Below are 23632 nucleotides of genomic sequence, written 5' to 3'. Positions count from 1 at the left end.
ACGCGTATGGTCCGGGGGCCCTGACCTGGGGTCCAGAGTCAGGGCCCCGCACGATCCTGGTCGTCGTTGGCCGTCGGCGGCTGTCCTTGGACCACCTCTGACGGCCCAGGGACGGCCCAGCCTCGGACCGCACGGTCCGCCTTTGTGCAGGTGGGGGCTATGCCCGCCGCTGCACGACGCCCGCCGAAGCGAGCGCGTCCGCAACGGAATCCATGCCGACCACGACGACGTCCGCGCCGGCATCGGCAGGGGTGGCCAGCTTCCGAGGCTTGTCTCGCGAAGCCGATGCTTCGGACGCCTGCGGCCCGGGCCGCCTCGACGTCCGTGGTCGAGTCGCCGATGAGCACCAGGGCGGCAGGCTCGATGCCCAAAGTCCCGGCGACGGCGAGCAACGGGTACGGAACGGGCTTCATGAGGTCGGGCCGAAGGACCGGACGCCCGACCACTGCATCGACCGTTCCTCCGATGCCTTGATCGCGAGGTACTCACGCACGCGCGCTCAGCGCTGCCTCCACTTCGGCTAGCAGGGCCGCGCCGCCCTCCTGCGAGAGTCGATGGATCTCCATCGGGTCGTCGGTCGCGCGGGCACGGTCCGCGAGTGCCGGTGCACGGCTCGCAAGGTCCTCACGGTCCTCAAGGGACCCGGTACCGCGTCTGACGGCCCAGAGACGACCCAAGCGGCATGAGACGCCCCCTGCTCGCGGTTCCGCCGCGGGTGGGAGGCGGTTTTACGCGTACGGTCAGCGCCCCCGACCTGGGACCCTGGGGCGGGTCTCACCCTTTGGTCACCGTTGGGCGTTCGTCGGTAGCTGCTGGAGGCCCTTCGAGGGCCCACGGACGGCCCGGAACGGATCCTGTTCCCGTCGCTCCCCGTCGGCCGGGGATGCCTGCGTGGGGCGGAAAGCGCGGGCGGTAGCGGGACTCCGGAAACCCGACCAATATGGGAAGGAAGGTCCTTCAAGCGTGCTTCCGCGCGATTCCTCCCGCTTAGGCGAGACGCTGACCGCGTGGGCAGGAGGCACCGAGATGATCACTCAGGTACAGATTGCCACCGTGTTGGACCACTCGGTCCATGACGCCGATGGAAACAAGATCGGCGATGCCAAACATGTCTTCCTCGATGCTGTCACCGGCCAGCCCGAATGGGTCAGCGTCAAGACGGGTCTGTTCGGCGCCAGGGAATCTTTCGTTCCCCTCCGCGAGGCCACCATGGTCGAGGAGCACCTCGAGGTTCCCTACGCCAAGGACACGGTCAAAGAGGCCCCCAACGCCGACGTCGACGCCGGGGGCGCCCTCTCAGCCGACGAGGAACACCGCCTCTACGAGCACTACGGCATCAAATGGGAGGACGGCGGGCAGCAGGCCAGCCAGCCCGGCCAGGGCGGACGGACCCGCGCTGCTGACTCCCGGGCCGTCACGGACGCCTCCACTGCAGAGGCCTCGCTCCGCTACGACGACACGACCGCCTCGGGCATCGCCCGCAGTGGCAAAGAGGACGTCGACACCAGCGCGCCCCAGTCCGGTTACGACAACACCACCGCCTCAGGCATCGCCCGCGGCGGCAAAGAGGACGTCGACACCAGCGCGCCCCAGTCCGGTTACGACGACACCACCGCCTCAGGCATCGCCCGCAGTGGCAAAGAAGACGTCGACACCAGCGCGCCCCAGTCCGGTTACGACGACACCACCGCCTCAGGCATCGCCCGCGGCGGAACAGCGCCTGCCCGATCTGACAGCTCCGAACGGAGTGAGGCGACGGCAGACTCCGAGGAACAGGGGCGCGCCGGCACGGAACAACCTGGTACAGGGCGAGCACGGCTCCGTATGTACGTGGCTCCCTAAGAGCGGTGAACGTAACTGGACGGACCGAGCGGCGAGAGGCGGACCCGGAAGGCGGTCAACAGCGTGCCGAAGCGGCCCGGTGAGGCGCTCGACGGCCCACAGACGGCCCAGGCGGCATGAGACGGCCCCCGGCTCGCGGTTCCGTCGCAGGTGGGGGGCGGTTTTCGTCGTCCGATGGCCAGTAACGCCCCACCTTGCCGTACGTCCATCCCCCCTGGGGGAAACCCGTATGGCTCCGGGCACCCCGGCGGGGGCGGCCCTGCGGAGGGCCTTCGGGCAGGTCAGCGGAGGCGGAGGGCGCCCGGACCTGCCCCTCGAAGATCTCCGTCAGGAAGTCGAAACAGCGTGGGGCCGCGGCCCGCGCGCGCCCGTGCCAGCTCGTCTGCGACGCGCTCGCGGTTCGTCGGGTGACAGCGCGTGAGCACCCCTTCGAGGTAGCGCACGGTCTCGGGGTGGCCGAGCGCCCGCCGGGCCGCCTCGTGGTCGCGCCACTCGATCGCGAAGTCACCGTCGTCGGGGGTTCCGAAGCCGCCCCGGAGGCAGTCGTGGAGGGAGTCGAGGTTCCGCCCGAAATAGCCCCCGGTCCCGTGGACGGCTTCGCCGACCACCGTCCAGAAGTCCTCGAGCCCCCCGACCCGGCGGCCGTCGAGCCCGTAGATCGTCGTCACGCTCCTAAGGGGCGTGAGCGCGGTCAAGGGAGGGCACGGGGACCGTTCACCGGGGGCGGTAGACCGTCAGGGCGTTCGGGAGGGTGTCGAGGACGAGCGCGGCGGGGGCGTGCGCGTACTCGCCGTCGTACGCCAGCGGGGTACCGGCGGGGATCTCCGCGACGCGCAGGCTGCGCAGGCGGGTGGCCGTGTGGACGGGGGACCGGCTCAGCGGGCCCGTGAGCGCGGCGGCGAACAGGCGCGGGCCGGGGCGGCCGCCGCCGTGCACGAGGCGGACGTCGAGCAGGCCCTCGCCGAGGCCGTCGCGGCGGCGGGGGGCCGGGCCGGTGCCGTGGTAAGTGCCGTTGCCCGCGAAGAGCAGCCAGACGCTCCGGGGCCGGCCGGCCAGCCGGAGCCGTACGGGGCGCTCCGCACGCAGCACCTTCCAGGCGGCCAGGAGGGCGGCCGGGCCGCCGCCGATCCGGGGCCCCCAGCGCAGGCGGTGGCGCAGCAGCTCCGGGTAGGCGCCGATGCTGAAGGTGTTCAGGAAGTACCCGGAGCGGCCGTCCTCGGGGTCGGGGCCCGGGGTGAAGCGGCCCACCGCGGCGTGGACCGCCTGGCCGGCGGCGACGGCGCGGCAGGTGTCCTCGGCTCCGGCGAGGCCGAGGTCCAGGGCGAAGTGGTTGAGCGTGCCGCCGGGGAACACGGCGAGCGGCACTCCGGCCCGCAGCGCGGCGGTGGCGGCCGCGTTGATCGTGCCGTCGCCGCCGCAGACCCCGAGCACGGTGGCGCGGGCGGCTGCCGCCGCCAGTTCCGCGGGCAGCTCAGGGCCCTGGCACTCGACCACCTCGGCCTTGGGCAGCCGGGTGCGCAGGATGTCGAGGCCCGCGGCGGCGGCCGTGCCCGAACCGGTGTTGACCACCACCGTGAGCCCGGCCCCGTCCGGCAGCGCGGGCGCCTCGGCGGCCGTCCGCTCGTCGCCCGGCACGACCCGCGCCTCCTCGACGCCGCGCGCGATGCGGCGTACGGCCAGGCCCGCGGCCACGCCCAGCGCTGCCCCCGCGACCACGTCGGACGGGTAGTGGACCCCCGTGTACACGCGGGAGAACGCCACCGACACGGCCAGGGGGGCCAGCAGGGCGCCCCAGCCGGGCGCCTCCAGAGCCAGCCCTGTGGTGAAGGCGAACGCGGACGCCGAGTGCCCGGACGGGAACGAGGTCGTCGTCGGCTGCGTCAACAGCCGCCGCACCTCGGGTACCCCCTCCAGCAGCGGCCGCGGCCGGCGTACGGACCATTTGCCGATGGTGTTGACGGTCGCCGAAGCCAGCGCCAGCGAGGCGGCTCCGCGCAGCGCCGCCTTACGGGCCCCGGTCGAGCCGAGGACCGCGATCGCCGCGGCGGCCCCGCCCCACAGCACCCCGTGGTTCGCGGCCCGCCCGAGTCTCGGCAGCACCCGGTCGCCCGCGGGCCAGTGTCTGCGGGCCACCCCGTCGAACAGCATCCGGTCCCACCGCGCGGCGGCGCCCCGCCAGGTCAGCTCCTGATCAGCCATTGCCTGCGCTTACCCGAACCGCCGCTCCTGCAACCAGCGCCTGCGCCAACCGGCCCTCCCCGGGCACCCCCTGCGCGCGCCGGACCGCCTCCGGCGGCCGGCATGCCGCTCCCCGGGACCCCCTCGCCACGCATCCCGCCGCCATGCCAACCGGAGCCCACCTCGGGCGCGACATGCCGCCACCTGGGGCACCCCGCCGCCGGGACGCGGGCGCGACCTCATGGTCCGACGCCACTGCCCCCGGGCCCGCGCCGCCGTCCCAGGGCCTCTCCCCACGGCCCTCCGAGCGCCGGAGCCATCTCGCGGCCGACCGGCCGCGCCCCCAGGACCCGATCCCACCGTCGTCGGGATGCCCTACGCCTGGTCCTCCTCGTCCAGCGGGCGCTTGCGAAGCAGGAGGACCACCAGGCCGCCCAGGACCACCAGGCCCACCGCCAGCGAGGCGATGACCGGGGTGGCGGCCGAGCTGCCGCTGGTGGCGAGCCGTTCCTCGTCCGGGGTGGACTCCGACGAAACCGCCGCCGCAGCCGCGGCCGAGGCCTGCGTCACGGCCGTCCCGTCGCCGGTCGTGCCGGCCTCGGCCACGACGGGCTGCGGCCAGACCGCGTTCGCCGTGGCCGCCGCCGCGGACTCGCTGGAGCCCGCAACGATCTGCGCCTGGGCCGGCACCCCGCTGGTGAAGACCCGCCCGACCGGCACCTTCGTGGAGCCCTGGACGGTGACCGAGGCCGCGCCGTCCGGGGTGCCCGCCGGCACCTCGAAGTACAGCCGGCTCCCGTTGGCCGCGGTGGTGAGCGGTCGCCCCTCGGCGTCCACCACCCGCACCCCCATGGCCACGGCGGCCGCGTCCGGGGTGACCGTCACGCTCTCGGCCCCGGTCCGCACGGTCACCGGCCCGAGGCGGGTGCCCACGGGACCCGACACGTGCTCCGGGTCCAGCCCCAGCGAGGCCGGCGGCTCCGGGAGCTTGCCCGCAGACCGCTGGAGGTAGTCGGCCAGCTTCTCCGCCGCCGGGTCGGCGGCCTCCACCTGCGCCCCGTCCGCGAGCCGCCAGATCGCGACCTGGGTCCCGGCGGCCGCGCTCTCCGCGGTCAGGGCCCCGGCCCCGGCCGCCTTGGCCAGTCCGGCGAGATCGTTCAGCTGCGGGTAGGAGTGCTCGAGGACCCAGCGGATCCGGCCCGCCTCCCCGTTCCCGGCGAGCAGGGTGCCGTTCCAGCCGCTCTCCGTGTACCGGGCCTGCGGCTGGGCGTTGCCCGCCACGCCGACTCCGTACGTCTGGAGCATCCCGCCGCCGTCGACCCGCATCTCGTACAGCCCGGCCGGGATCTGCCGGACCGAACCGTCCTTCCCGCGCAGGACTGCCTGCCCGTACGTCTTCAGCCCGTCCAGCACGGCGCTCGCGCCCTCCGGTGTCCGGGGGGCGGGTGTCCCGGAGTCCGCGGCCGCCCGCGCCGCCGGGGCGGCGGCCAGGGCCGCGGCCAGCAGCGCCGCGGCCAACGGCCGCCGCGCGGAAGCCCGTACAGCCGCCATCGCCGCAACAGGCGTGGCAGGTCTGGCGGAAGCGACAGCAGGAGCGGCAGCAGGCAGCGGAGAAGGAACGGAATCAGGAGCGGAGGATGCGGGAACGGCAATCGACACAGTCTTCCCCTTCGGGCCAATGACCCAGGTGCCCGTGAGTACCGGGGAATCCTAACCGCCTCGAACACTCAGACCACCGCCGCCTTCTGAGTGGCCATCAGTGGCGGATCCGCCTTGACGACCCGGCGGAATGCCGCCGTCCCCCGGTTCAGGTCGTGGCCGACGGCGGTCGCGTCGATCTCCGCCGAGAACCACCGGTTGCCCTCCCCGTCGGGCGGATCCTCCCGGACGCGCAGCCGCCCGTGCACCACCAGCGGCTCGCCCACCGCGACGGAACCGGCCAGGTTCACGGCGAGCGTGCGCCGCGCCCACACGGTATAGAAGCTGGTGGTCCCGTCCGTCCAGGCGTCCTTGCGCCGGTCGAAGTACCGTGGCGTCACGGCGAACCTGAACCGCGCCGACGGCCCGTTCACCGTCTCCTTGTAGTCGATCTGCGTGGCCACATGACCGATCAGCGTCACCGTGGTGTCGTTCATCCCGGCAGCCCTCCCCCGCATCCGTACCCGCACGGACCGTCCGCACGATCTGCACGGACCGGCCGCACGACCTGCACGGATCATCCGCACAACCCGCACGGACCATCCGCACGAGGTACGACCCATGCTGGCGCGGCCCCCCGACTCCCGCTCCGGCCTGTGGACTACTGGCGGGTTGTGGACAACTTCGTCCCCCCTGCGGCCACCGTCGCGTACTGCTCGCGCACCTCCCGGTAGCGCAGAAGCTCCGCCGCCACCGGCTCCAGCACCCTGGCCCGCCCGCAGCCGGCCGCCGCCTGCCGCAGCCGCCGCTCCGCGTCCTGCCCGTACCGCCGCGCCGGGCCCCGGGCGGCGATCGAGCAGGTCCACTCCACCAGCGGTCCACCGACGATGCCCGCCACCATCAGCAGCACCGGCGGCATCAGGCGCGGCTCCAGGACCCCGGCGATCTGCCCGACCAGCCACAGTCCGCCGTAGATCTGCAGCAGCGTCATCGCCGCCTGCGCCAGCACCGCCGCAGGCCACCACGCCGGCCGCGGAGGCTTGGCGCTCGGCACCGTCACCGCAGACCCGAGCGTGACCGCGATCTCGTCCAGCGACTCCGGGAGCTGTTCGGCGCCGCGCACCGCGGTCTCCCGTACCGCCTGCGCCCAGGCGTCGGGCAGCCCGTCGGCCGCCGCGTCGGCGACCGTCCGTACGGCCTGTTCCACCCGCTGGCGCGCGGTGACCTCCTCCTCGACCGGCGTCTGCGCGGTCGCGGGCCCGCGACCGCCGATGACCGCCAGGGCGGCCAGCCCGGCCAGCGTGCGCGGGGCGCGCCGGCTCTCGTACCACCGCCACAGCCGCAGCCACGGGGTGCCGCACGCCTTGCCGGCATTGCGCCGCCAGGCCCGTTCGGCGGCCAGCCCGGCCGCGTACGCCCCGACCGCCTCCGCGAGCCGGTCCTCGAACTCGGCGCGCGCCGCCTCCCCGATCTCCGGCCCCGGATGGCCGTCGGCCACGTACAGCGGGCGCAGGCGCATGGCGGCCCGGTCGACATCGGCGGAGATCCGCCGGGTCGCGGCGCCCTTCTCCTGGGTGAACTGCGCGAGGAGGTCGCGCAGTTCCCCGACGCCCTCGCCGGTCAGCGCCGACAGCCCGAGGACGGTGGCGCCGGGCTCGTCGTGCTCGCCGAGGGCGATGCCGTCGTCGTCCAGCAGCCGCCGCAGGTCGTCCAGTACGAGGTCCGCCGACTCGCCGGGCAGCCGGTCCACCTGGTTCAGCACGACGAACGTCACCTCGGCGTGCCCGGCCAGCGGCCGCAGGTACCGCTCGTGCAGCACCGCGTCGGCGTACTTCTCCGGGTCGACCACCCACACCACGGCGTCGACGAGGGCGAGCACCCGGTCCACGTGGTCGCGGTGGGCGCCGACCGCGGAGTCCAGGTCCGGCAGGTCCACGAGGACCATCCCGCGCAGCGCCCCGTTCTCCGAGGTCTCGCGCGGCCGGCGGCGCAGCCTGCCCGGGATCTCCAGGCGGTCGAGCAGCCCGGCCGCGCCGTCCGACCAGCTGCACGCGATGGGCGCGGCGGTCGTCGGCCTGCGCAGCCCCGTCTCGGAAATCTGCACTCCGGCGAGTGAATTGAAGAGCGTGGACTTGCCGCTTCCGGTGGCTCCGGCGATCGCGACGACCGTGTGCTGCGGCGACAGCCCGCGCCGTGCGGCCGCCTCGTCGAGCACCCGGCCGGCCTCGGCGAGGGTCTTTCCGTCGAGCCGGGTCCGTGAGAGCCCGACCAGCTGGCGCAGCGCCTCGAGGCGCGTGCGCAGCGCCTGTCCCTCGGGGCTGAGCGGCGGCGAGGGCGCCTTGCCCCCGTCGCTGCCGGCGCCGGAGACGGCACGGACGAGCGCGTCGTCGCCCTCGTCCCCTTCGTCGATGTCGAGGTCCACGTCGATCCCGCCGGGGCGGCGCGAGCGTGCGATGAATCCGTCGTCCCAGCGGTCGTCGGTGCGGTCGGTCAAGGCGGTCACCGCGTCACCTCTCCTTCTGCAGTAGGGACAGCGCGGCGATCAGCTCGGCCTGCGGTTCCGGCGTCACTTCGAGCGCCTCCAGCGGGGCCAGCCGGCGGTCCCGTTCGGCGCGCAGCACCTGCTCCAGGTGCTGCGCGACCAGTTCGCCGCCCCGGTCGCGCAGCCGTACGGCGGCCTGTACGCCGATCCGCTCGGCGAGCTTCTCCCCGGCGGGCCGGGCCCGCTTGCCGCCGAGGAGGGCCGCGACGAGCAGGGCGGCGACCCCGTCGGGATCGGGCGCGGGCTGCTTGTTGAGCCGGGCGACCTCGTCCTCGGCGAGTTCCTCCAGTACGCGCCGCCAACGCCGTACGGCCAAGCCGATACGTTCCGCCGCCTCCCGGTCGGGTCCGGGCAGCTGCACCGCCCCGGCGGCCGGCTCGCGCCGCCAGGCCTGGGCGATCCGCTCGTCGGCGGCGGCAACCGCGCACTGGAGCAGCGCGGCGAGCGACTCGGCGAGCGAGTCGAGCAGTTCGTCGGCGGTGGTGTCGAGGGGGTAGCCGCGCCACCGGGTCAGCGCGTCCCCGGCCAGTACGGCGCCCTGGTCGAGCCGGTTGCGGACCCGCTTGCCCTCCCTGCGGTACGCGTCCTCCACGGCCGAGGTCAGCCGTACGGAGGCGGCGTACTGGGCGGCGACGGCGGATGCCAGCTCCGGCATCCGGCGCCCGAGGGAGTCCAGCGCGCCGAGCGCGGTGCGTCCGACGGCGTACTGCCGGGCGGCGGGGTCCTGGGCGTGGTGGGCGAGCCATGCGAAGAGCGGGGCGACGGCGCTGGCCGGCAGCAGCCCGCCCCCGCCGGCCGATTCGGGCAGCTCGGGCACCGTGAACCGCGGTACGTCGCCCAGCCCGGCCCGGGTGAGCAGGGCCCCGTACTGCCGCGAGACCTCGGTGAGCACCTGGTGCGGGACCCGGTCGAGGACGATGATCAGGGTGGCCTTGTACTGCTTGGCGGTGCGCAGCAGGTGCCAGGGCACGGCGTCGGCGTACCGCGAGGCGGTGGTGACCATGACCCAGACGTCGGCGGCGCAGATGAGCTCGGCGGCGAGTGTCCGGTTCTCGACGACGAGGGAGTCGATGTCGGGGGCGTCGAGGAGGGCGAGCCCGCGCGGCAGACCGGCGACGGTCTCGATCCGCAGCTCGCGGGTGGCGGCTGTGTTCCCGAATCCGCGGGGGGAGCCGCGGTGGGGGGCGGGGAGTGGGTCGTCCTCGCCGGGCGGGGCCCAGACCCGCATCAGGTCGGGCAGGACCCGCATTCCGGCGAACCAGTGATGGTCATCCGGATGGCAGACGAGTACGGGGGTGCGTGTCGTGGGCCGGAGCACGCCGGCTTCACTCACTTGGCGCCCCACGAGGGAGTTGACGAGAGTGGACTTACCGGCCCCGGTTGACCCGCCGACGACGGCGAGCAGCGGCGCCTCGGGCGCCTTCAGCCGGGGTACGAGGTAGTCGTCGAGCTGCGCGAGCAGCTCGGCTCTGGTCTGACGGGCGCGCGGGGCGCCGGGCAGGGGCAGCGGCAGACGCACGGACGCGACCCGGTCGCGCAGGGCGGACAGGGCATCGAGCAGCTGAGGCCGAACATCCAAGGTCACCACATGCGAAGAATGCCCAATTTGGGGCCATTTTTGAAGCTTATACGCCCTCTGCGCGCCGACCGCGACTCCAGTGGACCTTTTGGACACAGCGGACGAGTGGGGCGCAGGCATAACGAGTGCACAACACCAGGCCCGCCGCGGCGCAAAAGCGGTGCGAGAATCGCACCTGCCTGCGATTATCGGGACCGCTTCACCGAACCTCCACATCGTGGCACGCGGGTGAAGCAACCGGGACAAGGCGGCCGGAGCCCTATCCTTGACCCGGTCCGGACGGCAGTCCCACCCCCACCCCGGGGCTCCAGGCCACCACGGCCACCTTCCGGCCCCCGTAGCTCAGTGGATAGAGCAGGTGCCTTCTAAGCACTTGGCCGCAGGTTCGAGTCCTGCCGGGGGCACTCTCCACGTCCCACCTCCACCCCTCCCTCCGGGAGGGCTTTCGTACAGGTCAGAGCACCTTTCTCTATCTTGCGTAGCAACACGGCGAAGGCCGGACTCCCTCGGATCGCCTCCGAGGGAGTCCGGCCTTGTCCGGCTGATTCCGGGTTTCTACGGGTGGCCACGGCGGATACGCGGTGGCGTTGCCGGAGCACGGGTCAGACCCCCGGGAAGGTCTCCCCCGGCCTCGATGCGGCGCTTGAGGTCGCTCATCTGACCCGCGATGCAGCGGGCATAGGTGGCCAGCAGTACCGCCACGCTGTTGCCCGCCCGCTCCGCCACCTGCGCGGGCGGCAGTCCGTCATTGAGCCAATTTGTCAGACACGTGTTCCTGAGGTCGTAGACCCCTCCCCAGCGGGGAGTCGAACTCATGCGGGGTGAGCGTCGCTTGGCGCGCCGAGCGCCAGGCTCGCCGGATGACGGACCTGGCCAAGCACCTCCGTTCCTTCCCCTGTCGGCTAGCAGAGACCGGTTCACTTGGCCACGGAGCGGATCGGTCCGCCCACGTCCGCCGGAATCGCAGGGGCGAACCTGCACGACAGCCAGGCCCTCGAGGCCCTCGTCCGCGGCATACCATCCATCCGATCACGCCACGGCCGCCGTCGGCGCAAGCCGGGAAGACTCCACACGGACAAAGGCTACGACGACGCCCACCTGCGGAGACGGTTACGCGGACGCGGTATCGAGCACCGCATCGCCCGCAAGGACATCGCGCCCTCGCAGCGGCTGGGCCGCCACCGCTGGACCATCGAGTGCACGGTGGCCTCGCTCGCCTACTGCCACCGTCTCCACCGCCGAACTGGGCTGTTCCCGTGGCCAGGTGGCCCGCCTGTGTGAGGGTCCAGTCAGTAGCGTTGCCAGGCCATTCAGCTGACCGAAATACCATCGGGCGAGAGTCGGCGAGTAAGACGCCGGCCCGCGGCGCTTACGGGAGTCGACCAGGACACTTCCGCGACCTCGCATCCAAAGACGGTGGCGAGTGCCCGTATGAGCGTGGCACCAACGCCACGGTGCCGATAGGCGTCTGCTACCAAAATCAAGATGATGCGGGGGCGCAGTCGTAGTTGCCTTCCCTTCGGCACACGCGCCACTCGGTGGGCTAACCTCCGCCACGAAATGGGTGAATGCGTCGTGACAACTGCCAGGTCACCCACCCCACCCGTCAAACCCCTTCGGTACGCGAACACCTAAGGCCCAAGCCGCATGATGAACACGGGGGACGGTGTCATCGTCACCTATACCCCGAAGGCGCATGCCGCAGGAACACCCGCCACTACTCGGCGTCCCCAACTGCTGGAACTGGACTTGGATCGCAGCACGACTTAGATCCTCGCCTCTGCCGCCCCAAGGGCTAAGGGGTGCATCATCCGACTCGACGTAACCGGTCCAGCGGTCAACCCAACCCGGATGCTGCTCGGGGAACATCTCCCGATTCTGCTTCTGAGTCGCTGACAGTGTGGGGCGAACCCAAATACTGCCAGCCGTTGCCCGATCGTTGAGGCGCAGACCGCTGTTCGCCGCCTTGGCTCGCAGGAATCGGAGGAACACCCCGAGGGGCGGATCGAAGTCGACTCCGCGGATCAACTCTCGCTCACTGGGCTGTCCGGTTTTGACTTCGCGTCTTGGATGCCAACCACAGTTCCGGTTCCTCTTAGGGCGTCCTGCCTGCCCCCTTCGCCTGACCGGCGAAATTGGTACCAGGCGGGCGACATCGATGGACTCCGTAGATTCCTGCCAGTCAGCGGCGGATAGCGATGTGGTGCACCCTACGAGTCCCGCGATGGGAGCGGCGGCACTCCGATGAGCCGCTTACCCACCGAATCTCCCCGAACGTGACCGTAGAGTCGGAAACTCATCCCTTGGAAGCACTCGAACTTGCTTTTCCGCCAATTAGTCCCACTATCGCCCCGAAGCCGATCTTGAACCCTGACATCAGACTGTCCTCAAACGACCGAAGGGATTCATTGGGCGTCGGGCCGAAGAGCACAAGCGCGAAATCCATAGCCAAGCAGAGCATGGTTATGGACAAAACAGAGAGGAAGATCATTTTGAATTTCGACGCAATATATATCTCTTCGACCTCCCTAGCGGCGCCCACATGGGTGGCACCGCCAACCGAAGGCTTACCGCTGCGATTCTGCCGGCTGACAGATTTCTGCGGCGGAAGTTTCTTTTTCCTCCGCTGTTGCGCCGAACTCAAGCTCCCCCTCCGTCCGACTCGTCACTCGATCGTCAAAATAGTGTCTTTTCGAGGCTCTTTGAAAATGCTCGCGAGAATTCCTCGCACCACATCCGATGCAAAAACGAAGTAGAGACACATCAGGACGACCAGGGAGATGAGCAGCCAAGTGATGATCTTGAGATCCATAGAAGGCGACTCGTACGGGGGTGCCATAACAGCGAGAGCCATCAGGGCCAGGATCGCCCGACGATAATTCTTCTGCGCCGAGCTCCGCTTACGGCGTGTCACGGTCAGCCTAGCGACCTTTTGATCGTTACCCATGATCGTTAAGCACCTTCCGCTCCCCTCCACTTGCCACCTAACTACCATGATGCACGTGAGCGCATGCCTACAGAGGCAACTTTCATGCGATACGCGTGTTTCGGCTCCAGGGACGAGCCCCTTTTCCTGGAGAGCTCAGCGGCACGGGAAGGCGCCGGCAGACGCCTCTGAGCCGTGAGCCGAAGCGGATCTTTACCCTCCTGGTGGGTTGCCCAACCGGCATCCTTGACGCACCCACACTGAGGAAGGCTCCGAAGAATCGGAGCACGGCGCGTGAGCCTTACGGCGGCCTTCACGGAACCGACCGCCCACGCGGTTCACCTCCGACTCCCGCATCGGCGCCTCCGGCTAACTCCCGCACAGGTCAAGCGATGTGTCGGGCCAGCGCTCGGGCCGTCCAGTGATGACGTCGACACGGTCTACGACGGGCACGGGGGCGAACTGCCCGTTGCTCAGCTCCTCCACGTGGACTGGAGGGGTGGTTGGCCCCGAACGTCGCCAGCGCTGCGCGTCAAAGTCCACTGCTGCGATGGTTTCGAACGCCGCGCGGGGTCCGCCCCCTCCCGCGGCGTGGGTGCGGAAGACTGGCTCGGACGCCACCTGACTCAGAGGCCTTCAGGGCGAGGTGGTCGGGGCGGTCGTCGTCCACTGCCGAGGTGCGGGGGCCTTGTGCATCGTCAGGGTGCGGGGCATGCCTTCCGGGTCGGGGCCGAAGGCGCAGCGGACCGTCCCCGGGTCCTCGGAGACCTTGCGGAAGTAGACGGGACCGGCCATGGCTGCAGTGCGCCCTGGTGCGGGAGGGCGGTGGTGCGGGAGGGTGGGCGGATGGCGGACGGATCTGTGGAGCGGGCGCGGTCGTTCGGGGTGGCTGCCCGGCGGTACGGGGATCACCGGCCCTCGTATCCGGACGGGCTGTTCGATGCCCTGGAGGAGCTTTCCGGGGTTGCGCTGGGCGGGGCGCGGGTTGCCGATGTCGGGGCTGGGACCGGGATCGCGACTGAGGTGTTGTACGGCCGCGGGGCTCGGGTGGTCGGCGTCGAGCCGGGGGCGGGGATGGCCGCGGAGTTTCGGCGACGTCACCCGCACATTCCGCTCGTACGGGGGGATGGGGATCGGCTGCCGTTCGTGTCCGGGTCCCTGGACCTCCTTACGTACGCACAGTCCTGGCACTGGACCGACCCGGCCCGGTCCGGGCCCGAAGCCCTGCGCGTGCTGCGGCCCGGCGGGGCGCTGGCCGTCTGGTCGAACGACCCGGACGTCGGCGTCGGGTGGATCGCCGACCAGCAGGCGCGGATCGAAGAGAGCTTCGGTCCCGGTTGGTACATCAACGAACGTCCGCGGTCACAGGGCGGCTTGGAGTTCACCACCCGGATGCTGCGCTGGTCCCGCCGGGTCCCCATCGATGTCCACCTCGCCAAGCTGGGGACACATTCCCTCTTTCTGATCGGACGGCCCGGGACCGATGAGTTCCTGGGCGGGGAGAGGGAGCATCTGTTCCGGCTGTTCCCGGAGGGGACGGTTCGAGAGCACTACGTCGTCGACCTGCGGGTTGCGCGGGTGGGTCAGCCGTAGCGGCCCTGGACGCAGTCCGGCGTGCGCGGTTCCGTCGGGTGGGGAACACCGCTTTGGTGGGGCCGTGTTCGACGATGACGATCACGGTGGTGACTTCCTCGGCCGGTCCCGCCCGACGGGGGTGCGGGCGGGACCGGAGATCAAGGGAGAGCCGGGTCGATCACGGGACGGCTCAGGCGGCGGGCACGTCCTGCGGTACGTCCTGCGGGGACACGCCGAAGGCCTTGACGGCCTGGTAGTAGGTCCACGCGGTGCTGTCGCAGGATCCCTTCTTCACACCCGAGTACGCCGAGCAGACCCGCTTCAGGTCCGCGTAGAGGGCATCGTCCAGGCGGGACTTGTTGGCCGGAAATGCACCTGCGGCCTTGTAGTTGCGGTAGCCGAAGTCGTGGCGGGCGCACGACATCTGGAAGGGGAACCCGAACGGGTTGTCGGGCGAGGTCGTGCAGTAGTCCGTCGACCAGTCGAAGCCGTACGCCGTCCACTGGCCCTGGTTGCCGCGCGCCGCGGCCCAGGCGTTGTAGCTGGTGGCGCTGGTCTGCGTCCACGTACCGAGGACCTGCGGCTTGTCGGCCGGGGCGGCCGACGCGGGGGTCGCGACGACGAGTACGGCGGCCATGGCCACCGATGCGAGGAGAGGAGCGGGACGACGGCGCATGGCATTCCTCCGGGACGGGGGTGGGGCCGCCCGGGGTAACCCCCGGTACGGCGTCGGGTCCCACCTTCGGGGCACGTCCTATCGCCGCCCCTTAACGCCGCTATAACGCCGCTCGCCGGGCCGTGGTGTCGGGATGCCGGTGTCGATGACGAGGGGTCAGTGAAGGCTCCCGGGCTGACCGGGGCAGCTCTCAGGTAGGACGCGGTATCAGACTTCCGGCAGACATCGGGTTCGTCCTGGGGAGGGACGCGCACGGGAGCGCCAGGGCCGAGACTGGATCACATGAACCGCCGTCCCCTCGTCATCGCCGCCGCCACCGTGGGAGTCGTCGCCACCGCCGCCTTCGCGCTGCCCAACCTCCCGCCCAACCCGTTGACCGACTCCATCAACGACCAGGTCTTCAAGGAGAAGAGCAAGCACTTCGCGACCGCCGCCGATGCGCCCACCCGCGACGGGAAGGCCTTCGCGCTGCCGTCCTGGGTGCCCAAGGACGCCACCGACATACGCATACGCGTGCACAGCACCGGCGAGGCCAGGCTGATCCGCTTCACGCTCGGAGCGACCCCGCTGGACGGCCCGCAGTGCGCCGCGGGCACGCCGAACGACCAGGGCGGGCGGAAGCTGAGCGCCAAGTGGTGGCCGCACGGCACCCGGTCCGAGGAGCGGCCCGAGTGCCGGGACTTCTACCAGTACCAGGTAGCGGTGCGCGGCAAGCGGGTCTACGCCTGGACCGACGGGACCCCTTCGCCGGGGGCGAAGACGCAGGACGGCTCCCCGGCGGCGCCCCACGCACGCAGCCGCGGCTAGTTCTCGCGTTCGAGTGCGGCGGCGGTGGCCCGGGCGAACGCCTCCGGGTTGTCGAGCATGATGTTGTGCCCGCAGTCCGGAACGGGGACCACGGACACCCCGGCGGCCTCCAGGGCCTCGGCCCCGGCGAGGGCCCCGTCGGCCGCGGGCAGCAGGTAGGTGCGCGGGATCTTCAGCTCGAGCAGCAGCTCGCGCATGGTCGGCGTCGTGCCGGCCGCCAGGTGTACGGCGGTGCGGTGCAGGGCCGTACGGTCCGCCAGGCGCATGGTGGACCACCAGTGCGCGCCGACCCGGTCGCGCACCTCGGCCCAGCCGCCGGCCAGGAACTCCTCCTCGGTGTAGGAGGCGATCCCGCTGCTGCCGGCGGTGCGCGGGACGACCGGCACCGGGTCCAGGTTGGCGTCGACCAGCACCAGCCGGGAGACCAGGCGGGGGTGCCGGTGGGCGAGCACGATGGCCACAGCGCCGCCCATGCTGTGGGCGATCAGCTCCACGCCGGTCGCACCGGCCGCATCCAGAGCGGCCGCCAGGGTGTCGGCGTGCGCCTCGAGGGTGTACGGGAAACCCTCGGGCCGGTCGCTGTGCCCGTGCCCCAGCAGGTCGACCAGCAGCGAGCGGCGGCCCGCGAGGAGCGGGTGCACGGCGCTCGCGGCGAAGTAGGCGGGCGAGGTCGATCCCAGCCCGTGCACGTACACACGGGCGGGTTCCTCGCCCGGCAGCTCGACCCAGCGGATCCGGTCATCTTCCGGCGTGACGGCGGCACTTCGCATCTGAAGCTCCCTTGAACGACTGATCAACTGATCGGCGAGACGAAGAGGTTAACCAGGGCCGCCTCGAACGCCTGGTCTACCCTCGTCGGGTGAGTACGTACGTGAACCGACTCGGCGAGGACCCGCAGCGGACCGGCGAGGTCCCGACGGGGACGGCCGTGACGGTGTGGTCCCTGGACACGACCCTCGACGTGGTCGGCGGCCACCGCATCGACGGGGCCACGGCGATCCTGGACGCGAGCGAGCGGGACCGGGCCGGGCGGCTGCTGCGGGCCGAGGACCGCCGCCGCTACCTCGCCTCCCACGTCGGGCTGCGGGTGCTGCTCGGCGGCTACCTCGGGCTGGCCCCGCAGGACGTCGTCCTGGTCCGGGAGGACTGCCCGTGCTGCGACGGCCCGCACGGGCGGCCGGCGGTGGCGGGAGGCGCGGTGCAGTTCTCGCTCTCGCACAGTGACGACCTGGCGTACCTCGCGTTCGCGGGGGTGCCCGTCGGGATCGACGTGGAGGCGACCCCGAGTGCGGAGGCGGTGGTGGACGTCCTGCCCAGCCTGCATCCGGCGGAGACCGCGGAGCTCTCCGCACTGCCCGTGGCGGAGCGGCCGGAGGCACTGGCCCGCCTGTGGGCGCGCAAGGAGGCCTACTTCAAGGGCACGGGAACCGGCCTGGCCCTGGGCCTGGCCGACCCGTACGTCGGCTCGGGCCCCGACCCGGCGCCCGTCCCCGGCTGGCAGGTGACGGACCTCCCGTCCCCGCCGGCCTACGCGGCAGCCCTCGCCCTCCGCACCTGACCCACCGCCCGGCCCCGGCAGCCCGCCCGCCGGCGGCCGGCGCCTCGTACACCCGCCCGCCGGCGGCCGGCGCCTCGTACGACGGCCCGAGCGCCCTGCGCACCGCCTCCGGGGCGGTGCGCCACGCCGTGGGGAAATCAAGGTCTCCGCTCGTCGCGCGGCCATTATCGTGACCGCCATGGACATCCGCCCCGCCCGTACCGTCGCCGAACTCCAGGCCGCGGAGGGGCTCTTCGACGGCCCCGCCCGACTCGACTGGTCCGAGCGCTTCCTCTCCGCGCCGGGACACCTGATGCTCATCGCCTACGTCGACGACATCCCCGCCGGCATGGTCTCCGGGGTCGAGATGAGCCACCCCGACAAGGGCACCGAGATGTGCCTGTACGAGCTGTCCGTCGACGAGGGCTACCGGCGCCGCGGCATCGGCCGCGCCCTGACCGAGGCCCTAGCCGACGAGGCCAAGGCGCGCGGCTGCTACGGCATGTGGGTGGGAGTCGACACCGACAACGAGGCCGCCCTCGCCACCTACGCCTCCGCCGGCTCCCGCGACGAGGGCGTCTTCGCCATGCGCGGCTGGCCCCTCGCCGGCTAGGGGTTCCGGTTCCGCAGCCGCCCCGGCCGGCTGCGCCCGAAGGAGGCGACCGAGGTCGTCGCCGTCGGGGTGTCCGGCCGCTCGGCGCGGCCGTGATCCGCCGGGTACCGCCTCATCCGTCCGGCGGCGTGTCGTGCGCCCAGTCGGCGCACCCTCCGCGCGCCCGGCCCGCACCTCGCCGAGCATCGGCCGCATGACCGCACTCACCGCGCTGCTCCCGGCCGCCGCCCTGCTGGCGGCGGTCACCGCCCTGCCGCCGCACCCCGCAACCGCCGCCGACCGCGCCGCAAGCGCCACCGCCCCCTACGTCGTGGTCCTCAAGGACACCGCCTCCCGCGCCCCGACCCGCGCCCTGGCCGCCGAGGCCGCCGGCGCCGGGGACCGGGTGGGGGCGGTCTACGACACCGTCCTGAACGGCTTCGCCGTCCGCACCACCGCCGCCCGCGCCGCCGCGCTCGCCGCCGACCCCCGGGTGGCGTCGGTGGAGCCGGACACCGAGTTCCGGATCAGCGACGCGCAGAACCCGGCGCCCTGGCCCCTGGACCGGATCGACCAGCGCGATCTCCCGCTCGACGGCTCGTACTCGTACGCGACCACCGCGCAGGGCGTCACCGCGTACGTCGTGGACACCGGGATCAACACCGGCCACCAGGAGTTCGGGGGCCGGGCCCGGGTCGGCTACAACGGGGTGTTCCTGGAGAGCGCCAGCGACTGCAACGGCCACGGCACGCACGTCGCCGGCACCCTGGGCGGGGCGACGTACGGGGTCGCGAAGGGGGTCTCCCTCGTCGGCGTCAAGGTCGCCAACTGCAAGGGGTCCGCGGCCCTGACCTCGATCCTGGGCGGCCTGGAGTGGATGGTGAAGGACGCCGCCAAGGCCCCCGGCACCCCCGCCGTGGCCAACATGAGCATGGGCGGCACCCGGAGCTACTCCCTGGACGCGGCGGTGACGCGGGCCGTCGCCGCCGGGATCACCTTCACCGTCGCCGCCGGCAATTCCGCCGACGACGCCTGCACCGGATCCCCCGCCGCCGTCCCCGCGGCGGTCACGGTCGGCGCGGCCGACGCCGCGGACCAGTGGGCCCCGTTCTCCAGTTACGGCCGCTGCGTGGACCTCGTCGCGCCGGGCGTGTCCGTGACCTCGGCCTGGAAGGGCTCGACCACCGCCCTCGCCCGCGCCACCGGCACCTCCATGGCGGCCCCGCACGCGGCCGGCGTCGCCGCGCTGATCCTCGCGGACGGCCTCGCCGCGGGCGGTACGGCCAAGACCCCCGCCGAGGTGTCCGCCGCGCTGGTGCGGGGCGCCGTACCGGACCACCTCACCGGGGTCCCGGCCGGCACCGCCAACCTGCTGCTGCGCGCCCCGGCGGCCGCGGGCTGACGGGCTGGGGCCGCGGCGACGTGCCGCAGCGCCCCCGCACGGGCGGCCCCGGGCCCGCGGCCGCGGGAGCCCGTACGCCCAGGTCGGCCCCCGCCCGCCCCCCCACCCACCCCACCCGCACCGCACCCCCGAAGCCCCGGCCTGATGGGACATCAATTTCTGTGTGCTTCGGGCGAAAGCAAGTCATTGACTTCTCATCACCGCGACGCGTCAATGTCGGCCACCGCACCGGCTCGGCCTCCCCCACACAGCGGGTGGGGGGAGGGGTTCGTCTGACGAAGGAGTCGCGACCCAGTGAGTACAACGTTCCGACGAAGAATTCTGGCCGGGGCGGGCGCCCTGTCCCTCGCGCTGACGGGCGGCGTGGTGGGCCTGACCGGCACCGCCCAGGCGGCGACCGTGACCACCCCCGTCTTCGAGAACTGCGACGCCCCGGCTCCGCAGCCGGACGGTTCGGGCAACCAGAACTACACGGTCACGGTGCCCGGCACGGCCAAGGCCGGCGACGTCGTACCGATCACGATAGACCCGGGTGCGAGCCCGCTGATCCCCGGCTTCTCCGTCACGACGGTGAACACCACCAAGATCACCCTCAAGGTGGGCACGACCACCCAGGTGGTCACCAGCCCGCCCGAGACCGTCAGCGTCGTCGCCGGCACACCGCTCGACCCGAAGGCCTTCTCCGGAACGATCAAGATCCCGGACGGTACCGAGGGCACCGCGGTCGACGTCAAGCTCGACCTGGCGGTCACGGACGCCGACCTCAGCGGTTCGGTGTTCACCACGACCTGCACCCCGGCGCCCCGGCCGAGCGCCACGCTCGGCTCGGTCGCCGTCGAGGCCCTGCCCAAGGACCCGGTCACCACCAAGCTGACGCCCAACAGCGGCAAGGCCGGCACGGCCGTCGTCGTCAGCGGCGCCAACTTCGCGGCCGGGCCCGTCACCTGCTCCGCCCTCCTGGCGGGCGCGGCCACCGGTGACACCGGCACCGGTACGGCGGACGCGAGCGGCGCCGCCACCTGCAACATCACCGTCACCAAGAAGGCCGACGCCCTCAAGATCGACGGCTCGGTCACCCCGTACAAGTCCTTCGTGTACCTCGAGGACCAGGCGGGCGTGAAGAACCCGGTCGACATCGAGGTCCTCCCCGGCCCGCTGGCGCTCGGCCCGAAGGACGGCCAGCCGGCCGTGGCCTTCCCCTCGGTCACCATCAACGGCAAGGCCCAGTCGGTGGTCGGCGTGTTCAACGCCGCGACCGTCCAGGACTTCCGCGGCGGCACGCTCGGATGGGACGTGACGGCGACCCGTACGCCGTTCCTGAACCAGACGACCGGCCACTCGATGGCGAAGGCGCAGATCGGCATCCAGCCGTCCTGCACCGTGACCAACCCGGACAGCCCGAGCACCTGCACCGCGGGCACGCCCGGCGCGATCTCCGAGACCCCGATGAAGGTGGCCTCGCAGGCCGCCGGCGGGGACGAGCTGACCGGCGGTGAGTTCGCCGTCGGCGGCGCCGGGATGATCCAGCTCCCGCCGTTCATGTTCGCCGACACCTACCAGACGGTCGTCACCTTCTCGATCGCCTGACCCGGCAGGAGCAGTGCACCCAGGGTGGTGCGGCGCCACGGCGCCGCACCACCCCTTCGCCTTCCGCCCCCGCCCCGCCTCCCCGCGCCGACTGGAGAACCGCCCATGCGCACCCGCGTCCCTGCTTCGTACCGTCCGCTCCTCGCGCTGCTGCTGCTGGTCGCGGGCCTGCTCCTGCCCGCCGCGACGGCGAGGGCCGCGGACAACGGCACCTGGGGGGTGTTCCCGACTCCCCCGGCGGGCGCCGCGATGACGGACCGCGCGTACTTCTTCCACCAGGGCGCGGCCGGGACCACGGTCCACGACAGCGTGACGATCCTGAACTCCTCCGACAAGGAACTGACCTTCCAGGTCTTCGCCACCGACGCGGTGAACACCCCGGCCGGGGGCGCCTTCGCGCTGCTGCCGGTGGACCGGAAGCCCAAGGACGTGGGCACGTGGATGGCGCTGCCGCCCGAGACGGCGACCACGGTGACCGTGCCGCCCAAGGGCCGCAAGGACATCCCGTTCACGGTGAAGGTGCCCGAGGATGCGACGCCCGGCGACCACGTCGGCGGGATCGTCGCCCTCAACACCGCCGTGGAGGGCATCCGGCAGGAGGGCAAGGTCCAGGTCGGGGTGAAGCGGCAGGTCGGCTCGCGGCTGTACTTCCGGGTGCCGGGGCCGGTGACGCCGGGGCTGAGCGTGGAGAACGTGAAGGTCAGCCGGTCCGCGCCACTGCTGCCGTGGGTCAAGGAGGCCCGCGCCACGGTCTCGTACACGCTGGTCAACCGGGGCAACGTGGTCGTCGAGCCCAAGGTGGCGGTGTCCGCCGAAGGGCTGTTCGGCCGCACGGTGCTGGACCGGCCGGCCCGCGAGCTGAAGCTGGTGCTGCTGCCCGGCCAGCGGATCGAGCTGACCGAACCGTGGGCGGACGCACCGCAGTCGGACTGGGTCACCGTACGGATCTCGGCCGGGGCGAGCGCCTATCCGGACCTCACCTCGGCCTCCGAGGCGGAGTTCGTCGCCGTGCCGTGGCCCGCCGTCGGCGCACTGCTGGTCCTGGCGGGGGCCGCACTCACCGCCTGGGCACTTCGGCCCCGCCGCCGGTCCCCTGCGGAACAGGCCGATCCCGCACCGGACTTGGCCGCAACGCACTGACGGGCGAGGGTGTCCCCCGGTGACGGCATCCGGCCGTCACCGGGGGCTCGCCCCCCGCGTGAGGGCGCGGAAGGCGAGCCGGTCCTACCGTGCCACGCGGTCAGTGGTTGCGGGGGAAGCCCAGGTCCACGCCCGCCGGGGCCTCGGACGGGTCCGGCCAGCGGGTCGTGACGACCTTGCCGCGCGTGTAGAAGTGGATGCCGTCGTTCCCGTAGATGTGGTGGTCGCCGAAGAGCGAGTCCTTCCAGCCGCCGAAGGAGTGGTAGCCCACCGGCACCGGGATCGGCACGTTGACGCCGACCATGCCCGCCTCGATCTCCAGCTGGAAGCGCCGGGCCGCCCCGCCGTCGCGCGTGAAGATCGCGGTGCCGTTGCCGAACGGCGAGGCGTTGATGAGCGCCACACCCTCCTCGTAGGTCTCGGCACGCAGCACGCACAGCACCGGCCCGAAGATCTCGTCGCGGTAGGCGTCGGAGTCGGTCTTGACGTTGTCCAGCAGCGAGAGGCCGATCCAGTGGCCGTTCTCGAAGCCGCCGACCGTGTAGCCCGTACCGTCCAGGACCACGTCGGCGCCCTGGTCGGCCGCGCCCTTCACGTACGAGGCGACCTTGTCGCGGTGGGCGGCGGTGATCAGCGGGCCCATCTCGGAGGTCGGGTCGTTGCCCGGGCCGATCTTGATCTTCTCGGCGCGCTCGCGGATCTTCTCGACCAGCTCGTCGCCGATGGAGCCGACCGCGACGACCGCCGAGATCGCCATGCAGCGCTCGCCCGCCGAGCCGTAGGCGGCCGAGACCGCCGCGTCGGCGGCCGCGTCCAGGTCGGCGTCCGGCAGCACCAGCATGTGGTTCTTCGCGCCGCCCAGCGCCTGGACCCGCTTGCCGTTGGCGGAGGCGGTGGTGTGGATGTGGCGGGCGATCGGCGTGGAGCCGACGAAGGAGACGGCCGCGATGCCCGGGTGGGCGAGCAGCGCGTCGACGGCGACCTTGTCACCGTGGACGACGTTGAGCACACCGGCCGGCAGGCCGGCCTCGGCCGCCAGCTCGGCCAGCTTGTTGGAGGCCGACGGGTCCTTCTCGCTCGGCTTGAGGATGAAGGTGTTTCCGCAGGCCACGGCCAGCGGGAACATCCACATCGGCACCATCGCCGGGAAGTTGAACGGGGTGATGCCCGCGACCACGCCGAGCGGCTGGCGGATCGAGGAGACGTCGACCCGGTTGGAGACGGACGTCGACAGCTCACCCTTGAGCTGGGTGGTGATCCCGCAGGCCAGCTCGACGATCTCCAGGCCGCGCGCGACCTCGCCCAGCGCGTCCGAGTGGACCTTGCCGTGCTCGGCGGTGATCAGCTCGGCGATGGCGTCGCGGTTGGCGTCCAGCAGGGCGCGGTAGGCGAACAGCACCTTGGTGCGGGCGGCCAGCGAGGACTGGCCCCAGGTCTGGAAGGCCTCCTGGGCGACCCGTACGGCCGCGTCGACCTCCTCGGCGGACGCAAGCGCGACCTGCGTGGTGACCTCGCCGGTGGCCGGGTCGGTGACCGGGCCGTAGTTGCCCGACGCGCCCTCGACGGTCTTGCCACCGATCCAGTGGTTGACGGTCTTCATTGCCTTGCTCC

General features: G+C 72.2%; 21 protein-coding genes, 1 tRNA gene and 1 pseudogene. 10 read left to right on the top strand and 13 right to left on the bottom strand.

The window, feature by feature from the left end; all coding sequences use genetic code 11:
- Positions 1-38: 38 nt before the first annotated feature.
- Positions 39-467 (bottom strand): HAD hydrolase-like protein, encoded by a 429-nt coding sequence (locus AB5J51_RS25615; RefSeq protein ID WP_369780316.1) that lies wholly within the window; start codon positions 465-467, stop codon positions 39-41.
- Between the two features lie 559 nt (positions 468-1026).
- On the opposite strand from AB5J51_RS25615, the gene AB5J51_RS25610 reads away from it, so the two are divergent.
- Positions 1027-1842 carry a PRC-barrel domain-containing protein gene (locus tag AB5J51_RS25610; protein ID WP_369778736.1) on the top strand — a complete coding sequence of 272 codons (816 nt, stop codon included), beginning with the start codon at positions 1027-1029 and terminating at the stop codon, positions 1840-1842.
- A gap of 281 nt (positions 1843-2123) precedes the next feature.
- Here the strand turns inward: AB5J51_RS25610 and AB5J51_RS25605 are convergent, their stop codons facing one another.
- From AB5J51_RS25605 to AB5J51_RS25580, 6 genes are all read right to left on the bottom strand, one after another.
- A complete protein-coding gene (locus AB5J51_RS25605; RefSeq protein ID WP_369778735.1) occupies positions 2124-2510 on the bottom strand; it encodes a barstar family protein in 387 nt (128 codons plus the stop codon).
- Between the two features lie 46 nt (positions 2511-2556).
- On the bottom strand, positions 2557-4041 hold the full coding sequence (locus AB5J51_RS25600; protein ID WP_136227215.1) for a bifunctional phosphatase PAP2/diacylglycerol kinase family protein: 1485 nt from the start codon (positions 4039-4041) through the stop codon (positions 2557-2559).
- 354 nt (positions 4042-4395) lie between these two features.
- On the bottom strand, positions 4396-5571 hold the full coding sequence (locus AB5J51_RS25595) for a thioester domain-containing protein (protein ID WP_369778734.1): 1176 nt from the start codon (positions 5569-5571) through the stop codon (positions 4396-4398).
- Between the two features lie 176 nt (positions 5572-5747).
- The gene (locus tag AB5J51_RS25590) at positions 5748-6155 is read right to left on the bottom strand and encodes a single-stranded DNA-binding protein (RefSeq protein WP_053785592.1); all 408 of its coding nucleotides are present in this window, start codon (positions 6153-6155) and stop codon (positions 5748-5750) included.
- A 164-nt stretch (positions 6156-6319) separates the two neighbouring features.
- Complete coding sequence (locus tag AB5J51_RS25585) at positions 6320-8161, bottom strand: GTPase (RefSeq protein ID WP_133898005.1); 1842 nt, start codon at positions 8159-8161, stop codon at positions 6320-6322.
- A 4-nt stretch (positions 8162-8165) separates the two neighbouring features.
- Positions 8166-9779: an ATP-binding protein gene (locus AB5J51_RS25580; RefSeq protein ID WP_369778733.1), complete on the bottom strand. Its 1614-nt coding sequence runs from the start codon at positions 9777-9779 to the stop codon at positions 8166-8168.
- 331 nt (positions 9780-10110) lie between these two features.
- On the opposite strand from AB5J51_RS25580, the gene AB5J51_RS25575 reads away from it, so the two are divergent.
- A tRNA-Arg gene (locus AB5J51_RS25575) sits at positions 10111-10183 on the top strand.
- Positions 10184-10694: 511 nt separating this feature from the next.
- Positions 10695-11021 (top strand): annotated as a pseudogene (locus AB5J51_RS25570) (transposase); the annotation flags it as partial.
- 1054 nt (positions 11022-12075) lie between these two features.
- On the opposite strand, the gene AB5J51_RS25565 reads toward AB5J51_RS25570, so the two are convergent.
- From AB5J51_RS25565 to AB5J51_RS25555, 3 genes are all read right to left on the bottom strand, one after another.
- Positions 12076-12423 carry a hypothetical protein gene (locus tag AB5J51_RS25565; protein ID WP_369778732.1) on the bottom strand — a complete coding sequence of 116 codons (348 nt, stop codon included), beginning with the start codon at positions 12421-12423 and terminating at the stop codon, positions 12076-12078.
- A 21-nt stretch (positions 12424-12444) separates the two neighbouring features.
- Positions 12445-12726: a hypothetical protein gene (locus AB5J51_RS25560; RefSeq protein ID WP_369778731.1), complete on the bottom strand. Its 282-nt coding sequence runs from the start codon at positions 12724-12726 to the stop codon at positions 12445-12447.
- Between the two features lie 615 nt (positions 12727-13341).
- On the bottom strand, positions 13342-13500 hold the full coding sequence (locus tag AB5J51_RS25555; protein ID WP_369778730.1) for a hypothetical protein: 159 nt from the start codon (positions 13498-13500) through the stop codon (positions 13342-13344).
- A 51-nt stretch (positions 13501-13551) separates the two neighbouring features.
- Between AB5J51_RS25555 and AB5J51_RS25550 the strand changes: the two genes are divergently transcribed.
- Positions 13552-14298 (top strand): class I SAM-dependent methyltransferase, encoded by a 747-nt coding sequence (locus AB5J51_RS25550; RefSeq protein WP_369778729.1) that lies wholly within the window; start codon positions 13552-13554, stop codon positions 14296-14298.
- Positions 14299-14470: 172 nt separating this feature from the next.
- On the opposite strand, the gene AB5J51_RS25545 is transcribed toward AB5J51_RS25550, so the two are convergent.
- Complete coding sequence (locus AB5J51_RS25545; protein ID WP_369778728.1) at positions 14471-14956, bottom strand: phospholipase; 486 nt, start codon at positions 14954-14956, stop codon at positions 14471-14473.
- A gap of 282 nt (positions 14957-15238) precedes the next feature.
- On the opposite strand from AB5J51_RS25545, the gene AB5J51_RS25540 reads away from it, so the two are divergent.
- A complete protein-coding gene (locus tag AB5J51_RS25540) occupies positions 15239-15763 on the top strand; it encodes a hypothetical protein (RefSeq protein ID WP_369778727.1) in 525 nt (174 codons plus the stop codon).
- On the opposite strand, the gene AB5J51_RS25535 is transcribed toward AB5J51_RS25540, so the two are convergent.
- Positions 15760-16533 (bottom strand): alpha/beta fold hydrolase, encoded by a 774-nt coding sequence (locus AB5J51_RS25535; RefSeq protein WP_053785586.1) that lies wholly within the window; start codon positions 16531-16533, stop codon positions 15760-15762. The genes AB5J51_RS25540 and AB5J51_RS25535 overlap by 4 nt on opposite strands.
- Before the next feature lie 89 nt (positions 16534-16622).
- Here AB5J51_RS25535 and AB5J51_RS25530 point away from each other — a divergent pair, with 89 nt between their 5' ends.
- The 5 genes from AB5J51_RS25530 to AB5J51_RS25510 all read left to right on the top strand — a co-directional run bounded on the left by AB5J51_RS25530 (position 16623) and on the right by AB5J51_RS25510 (position 22021).
- Positions 16623-17321, top strand: a complete 699-nt coding sequence (locus AB5J51_RS25530) for a 4'-phosphopantetheinyl transferase superfamily protein (RefSeq protein ID WP_053785585.1) — start codon at positions 16623-16625, stop codon at positions 17319-17321.
- Between the two features lie 178 nt (positions 17322-17499).
- Entirely contained in the window at positions 17500-17913 is a 414-nt protein-coding gene (locus AB5J51_RS25525) for a GNAT family N-acetyltransferase (RefSeq protein WP_030297381.1), read from the top strand.
- A 193-nt stretch (positions 17914-18106) separates the two neighbouring features.
- Positions 18107-19294, top strand: coding sequence for a S8 family peptidase (locus tag AB5J51_RS25520; RefSeq protein WP_369778726.1), 1188 nt, complete (start codon positions 18107-18109; stop codon positions 19292-19294).
- A 294-nt stretch (positions 19295-19588) separates the two neighbouring features.
- Positions 19589-20881: a hypothetical protein gene (locus AB5J51_RS25515; protein ID WP_053785583.1), complete on the top strand. Its 1293-nt coding sequence runs from the start codon at positions 19589-19591 to the stop codon at positions 20879-20881.
- Between the two features lie 105 nt (positions 20882-20986).
- Positions 20987-22021: a WxL protein peptidoglycan domain-containing protein gene (locus AB5J51_RS25510; RefSeq protein ID WP_369778725.1), complete on the top strand. Its 1035-nt coding sequence runs from the start codon at positions 20987-20989 to the stop codon at positions 22019-22021.
- A gap of 100 nt (positions 22022-22121) precedes the next feature.
- Here the strand turns inward: AB5J51_RS25510 and AB5J51_RS25505 are convergent, their stop codons facing one another.
- Positions 22122-23621: a CoA-acylating methylmalonate-semialdehyde dehydrogenase gene (locus tag AB5J51_RS25505; RefSeq protein WP_053785581.1), complete on the bottom strand. Its 1500-nt coding sequence runs from the start codon at positions 23619-23621 to the stop codon at positions 22122-22124.
- Positions 23622-23632: the final 11 nt, after the last annotated feature.

The organism is Streptomyces sp. R33 (assembly GCF_041200175.1).
Lineage (GTDB): Bacteria > Actinomycetota > Actinomycetes > Streptomycetales > Streptomycetaceae > Streptomyces > Streptomyces katrae_B.
Note: the sequence above shows the minus strand (reverse complement) of the source record. Positions and strands in the feature narration are given on the sequence as shown.

What these genes read in the sequence shown, in the direction of transcription:
- AB5J51_RS25555 (WP_369778730.1), bottom strand. Translation starts at nt 13,500, where the DNA reads ATGGCCGGTCCCGTCTACTTCCGCAAGGTCTCCGAGGACCCGGGGACG.
- AB5J51_RS25520 (WP_369778726.1), top strand. Translation starts at nt 18,107, where the DNA reads ATGACCGCACTCACCGCGCTGCTCCCGGCCGCCGCCCTGCTGGCGGCG.
- AB5J51_RS25535 (WP_053785586.1), bottom strand. Translation starts at nt 16,533, where the DNA reads ATGCGAAGTGCCGCCGTCACGCCGGAAGATGACCGGATCCGCTGGGTC.
- AB5J51_RS25595 (WP_369778734.1), bottom strand. Translation starts at nt 5,571, where the DNA reads ATGGCGGCTGTACGGGCTTCCGCGCGGCGGCCGTTGGCCGCGGCGCTG.
- AB5J51_RS25545 (WP_369778728.1), bottom strand. Translation starts at nt 14,956, where the DNA reads ATGCGCCGTCGTCCCGCTCCTCTCCTCGCATCGGTGGCCATGGCCGCC.
- AB5J51_RS25610 (WP_369778736.1), top strand. Translation starts at nt 1,027, where the DNA reads ATGATCACTCAGGTACAGATTGCCACCGTGTTGGACCACTCGGTCCAT.
- AB5J51_RS25540 (WP_369778727.1), top strand. Translation starts at nt 15,239, where the DNA reads ATGAACCGCCGTCCCCTCGTCATCGCCGCCGCCACCGTGGGAGTCGTC.
- AB5J51_RS25560 (WP_369778731.1), bottom strand. Translation starts at nt 12,726, where the DNA reads ATGGGTAACGATCAAAAGGTCGCTAGGCTGACCGTGACACGCCGTAAG.
- AB5J51_RS25590 (WP_053785592.1), bottom strand. Translation starts at nt 6,155, where the DNA reads ATGAACGACACCACGGTGACGCTGATCGGTCATGTGGCCACGCAGATC.
- AB5J51_RS25600 (WP_136227215.1), bottom strand. Translation starts at nt 4,041, where the DNA reads ATGGCTGATCAGGAGCTGACCTGGCGGGGCGCCGCCGCGCGGTGGGAC.
- AB5J51_RS25525 (WP_030297381.1), top strand. Translation starts at nt 17,500, where the DNA reads ATGGACATCCGCCCCGCCCGTACCGTCGCCGAACTCCAGGCCGCGGAG.
- AB5J51_RS25510 (WP_369778725.1), top strand. Translation starts at nt 20,987, where the DNA reads ATGCGCACCCGCGTCCCTGCTTCGTACCGTCCGCTCCTCGCGCTGCTG.
- AB5J51_RS25505 (WP_053785581.1), bottom strand. Translation starts at nt 23,621, where the DNA reads ATGAAGACCGTCAACCACTGGATCGGTGGCAAGACCGTCGAGGGCGCG.
- AB5J51_RS25550 (WP_369778729.1), top strand. Translation starts at nt 13,552, where the DNA reads ATGGCGGACGGATCTGTGGAGCGGGCGCGGTCGTTCGGGGTGGCTGCC.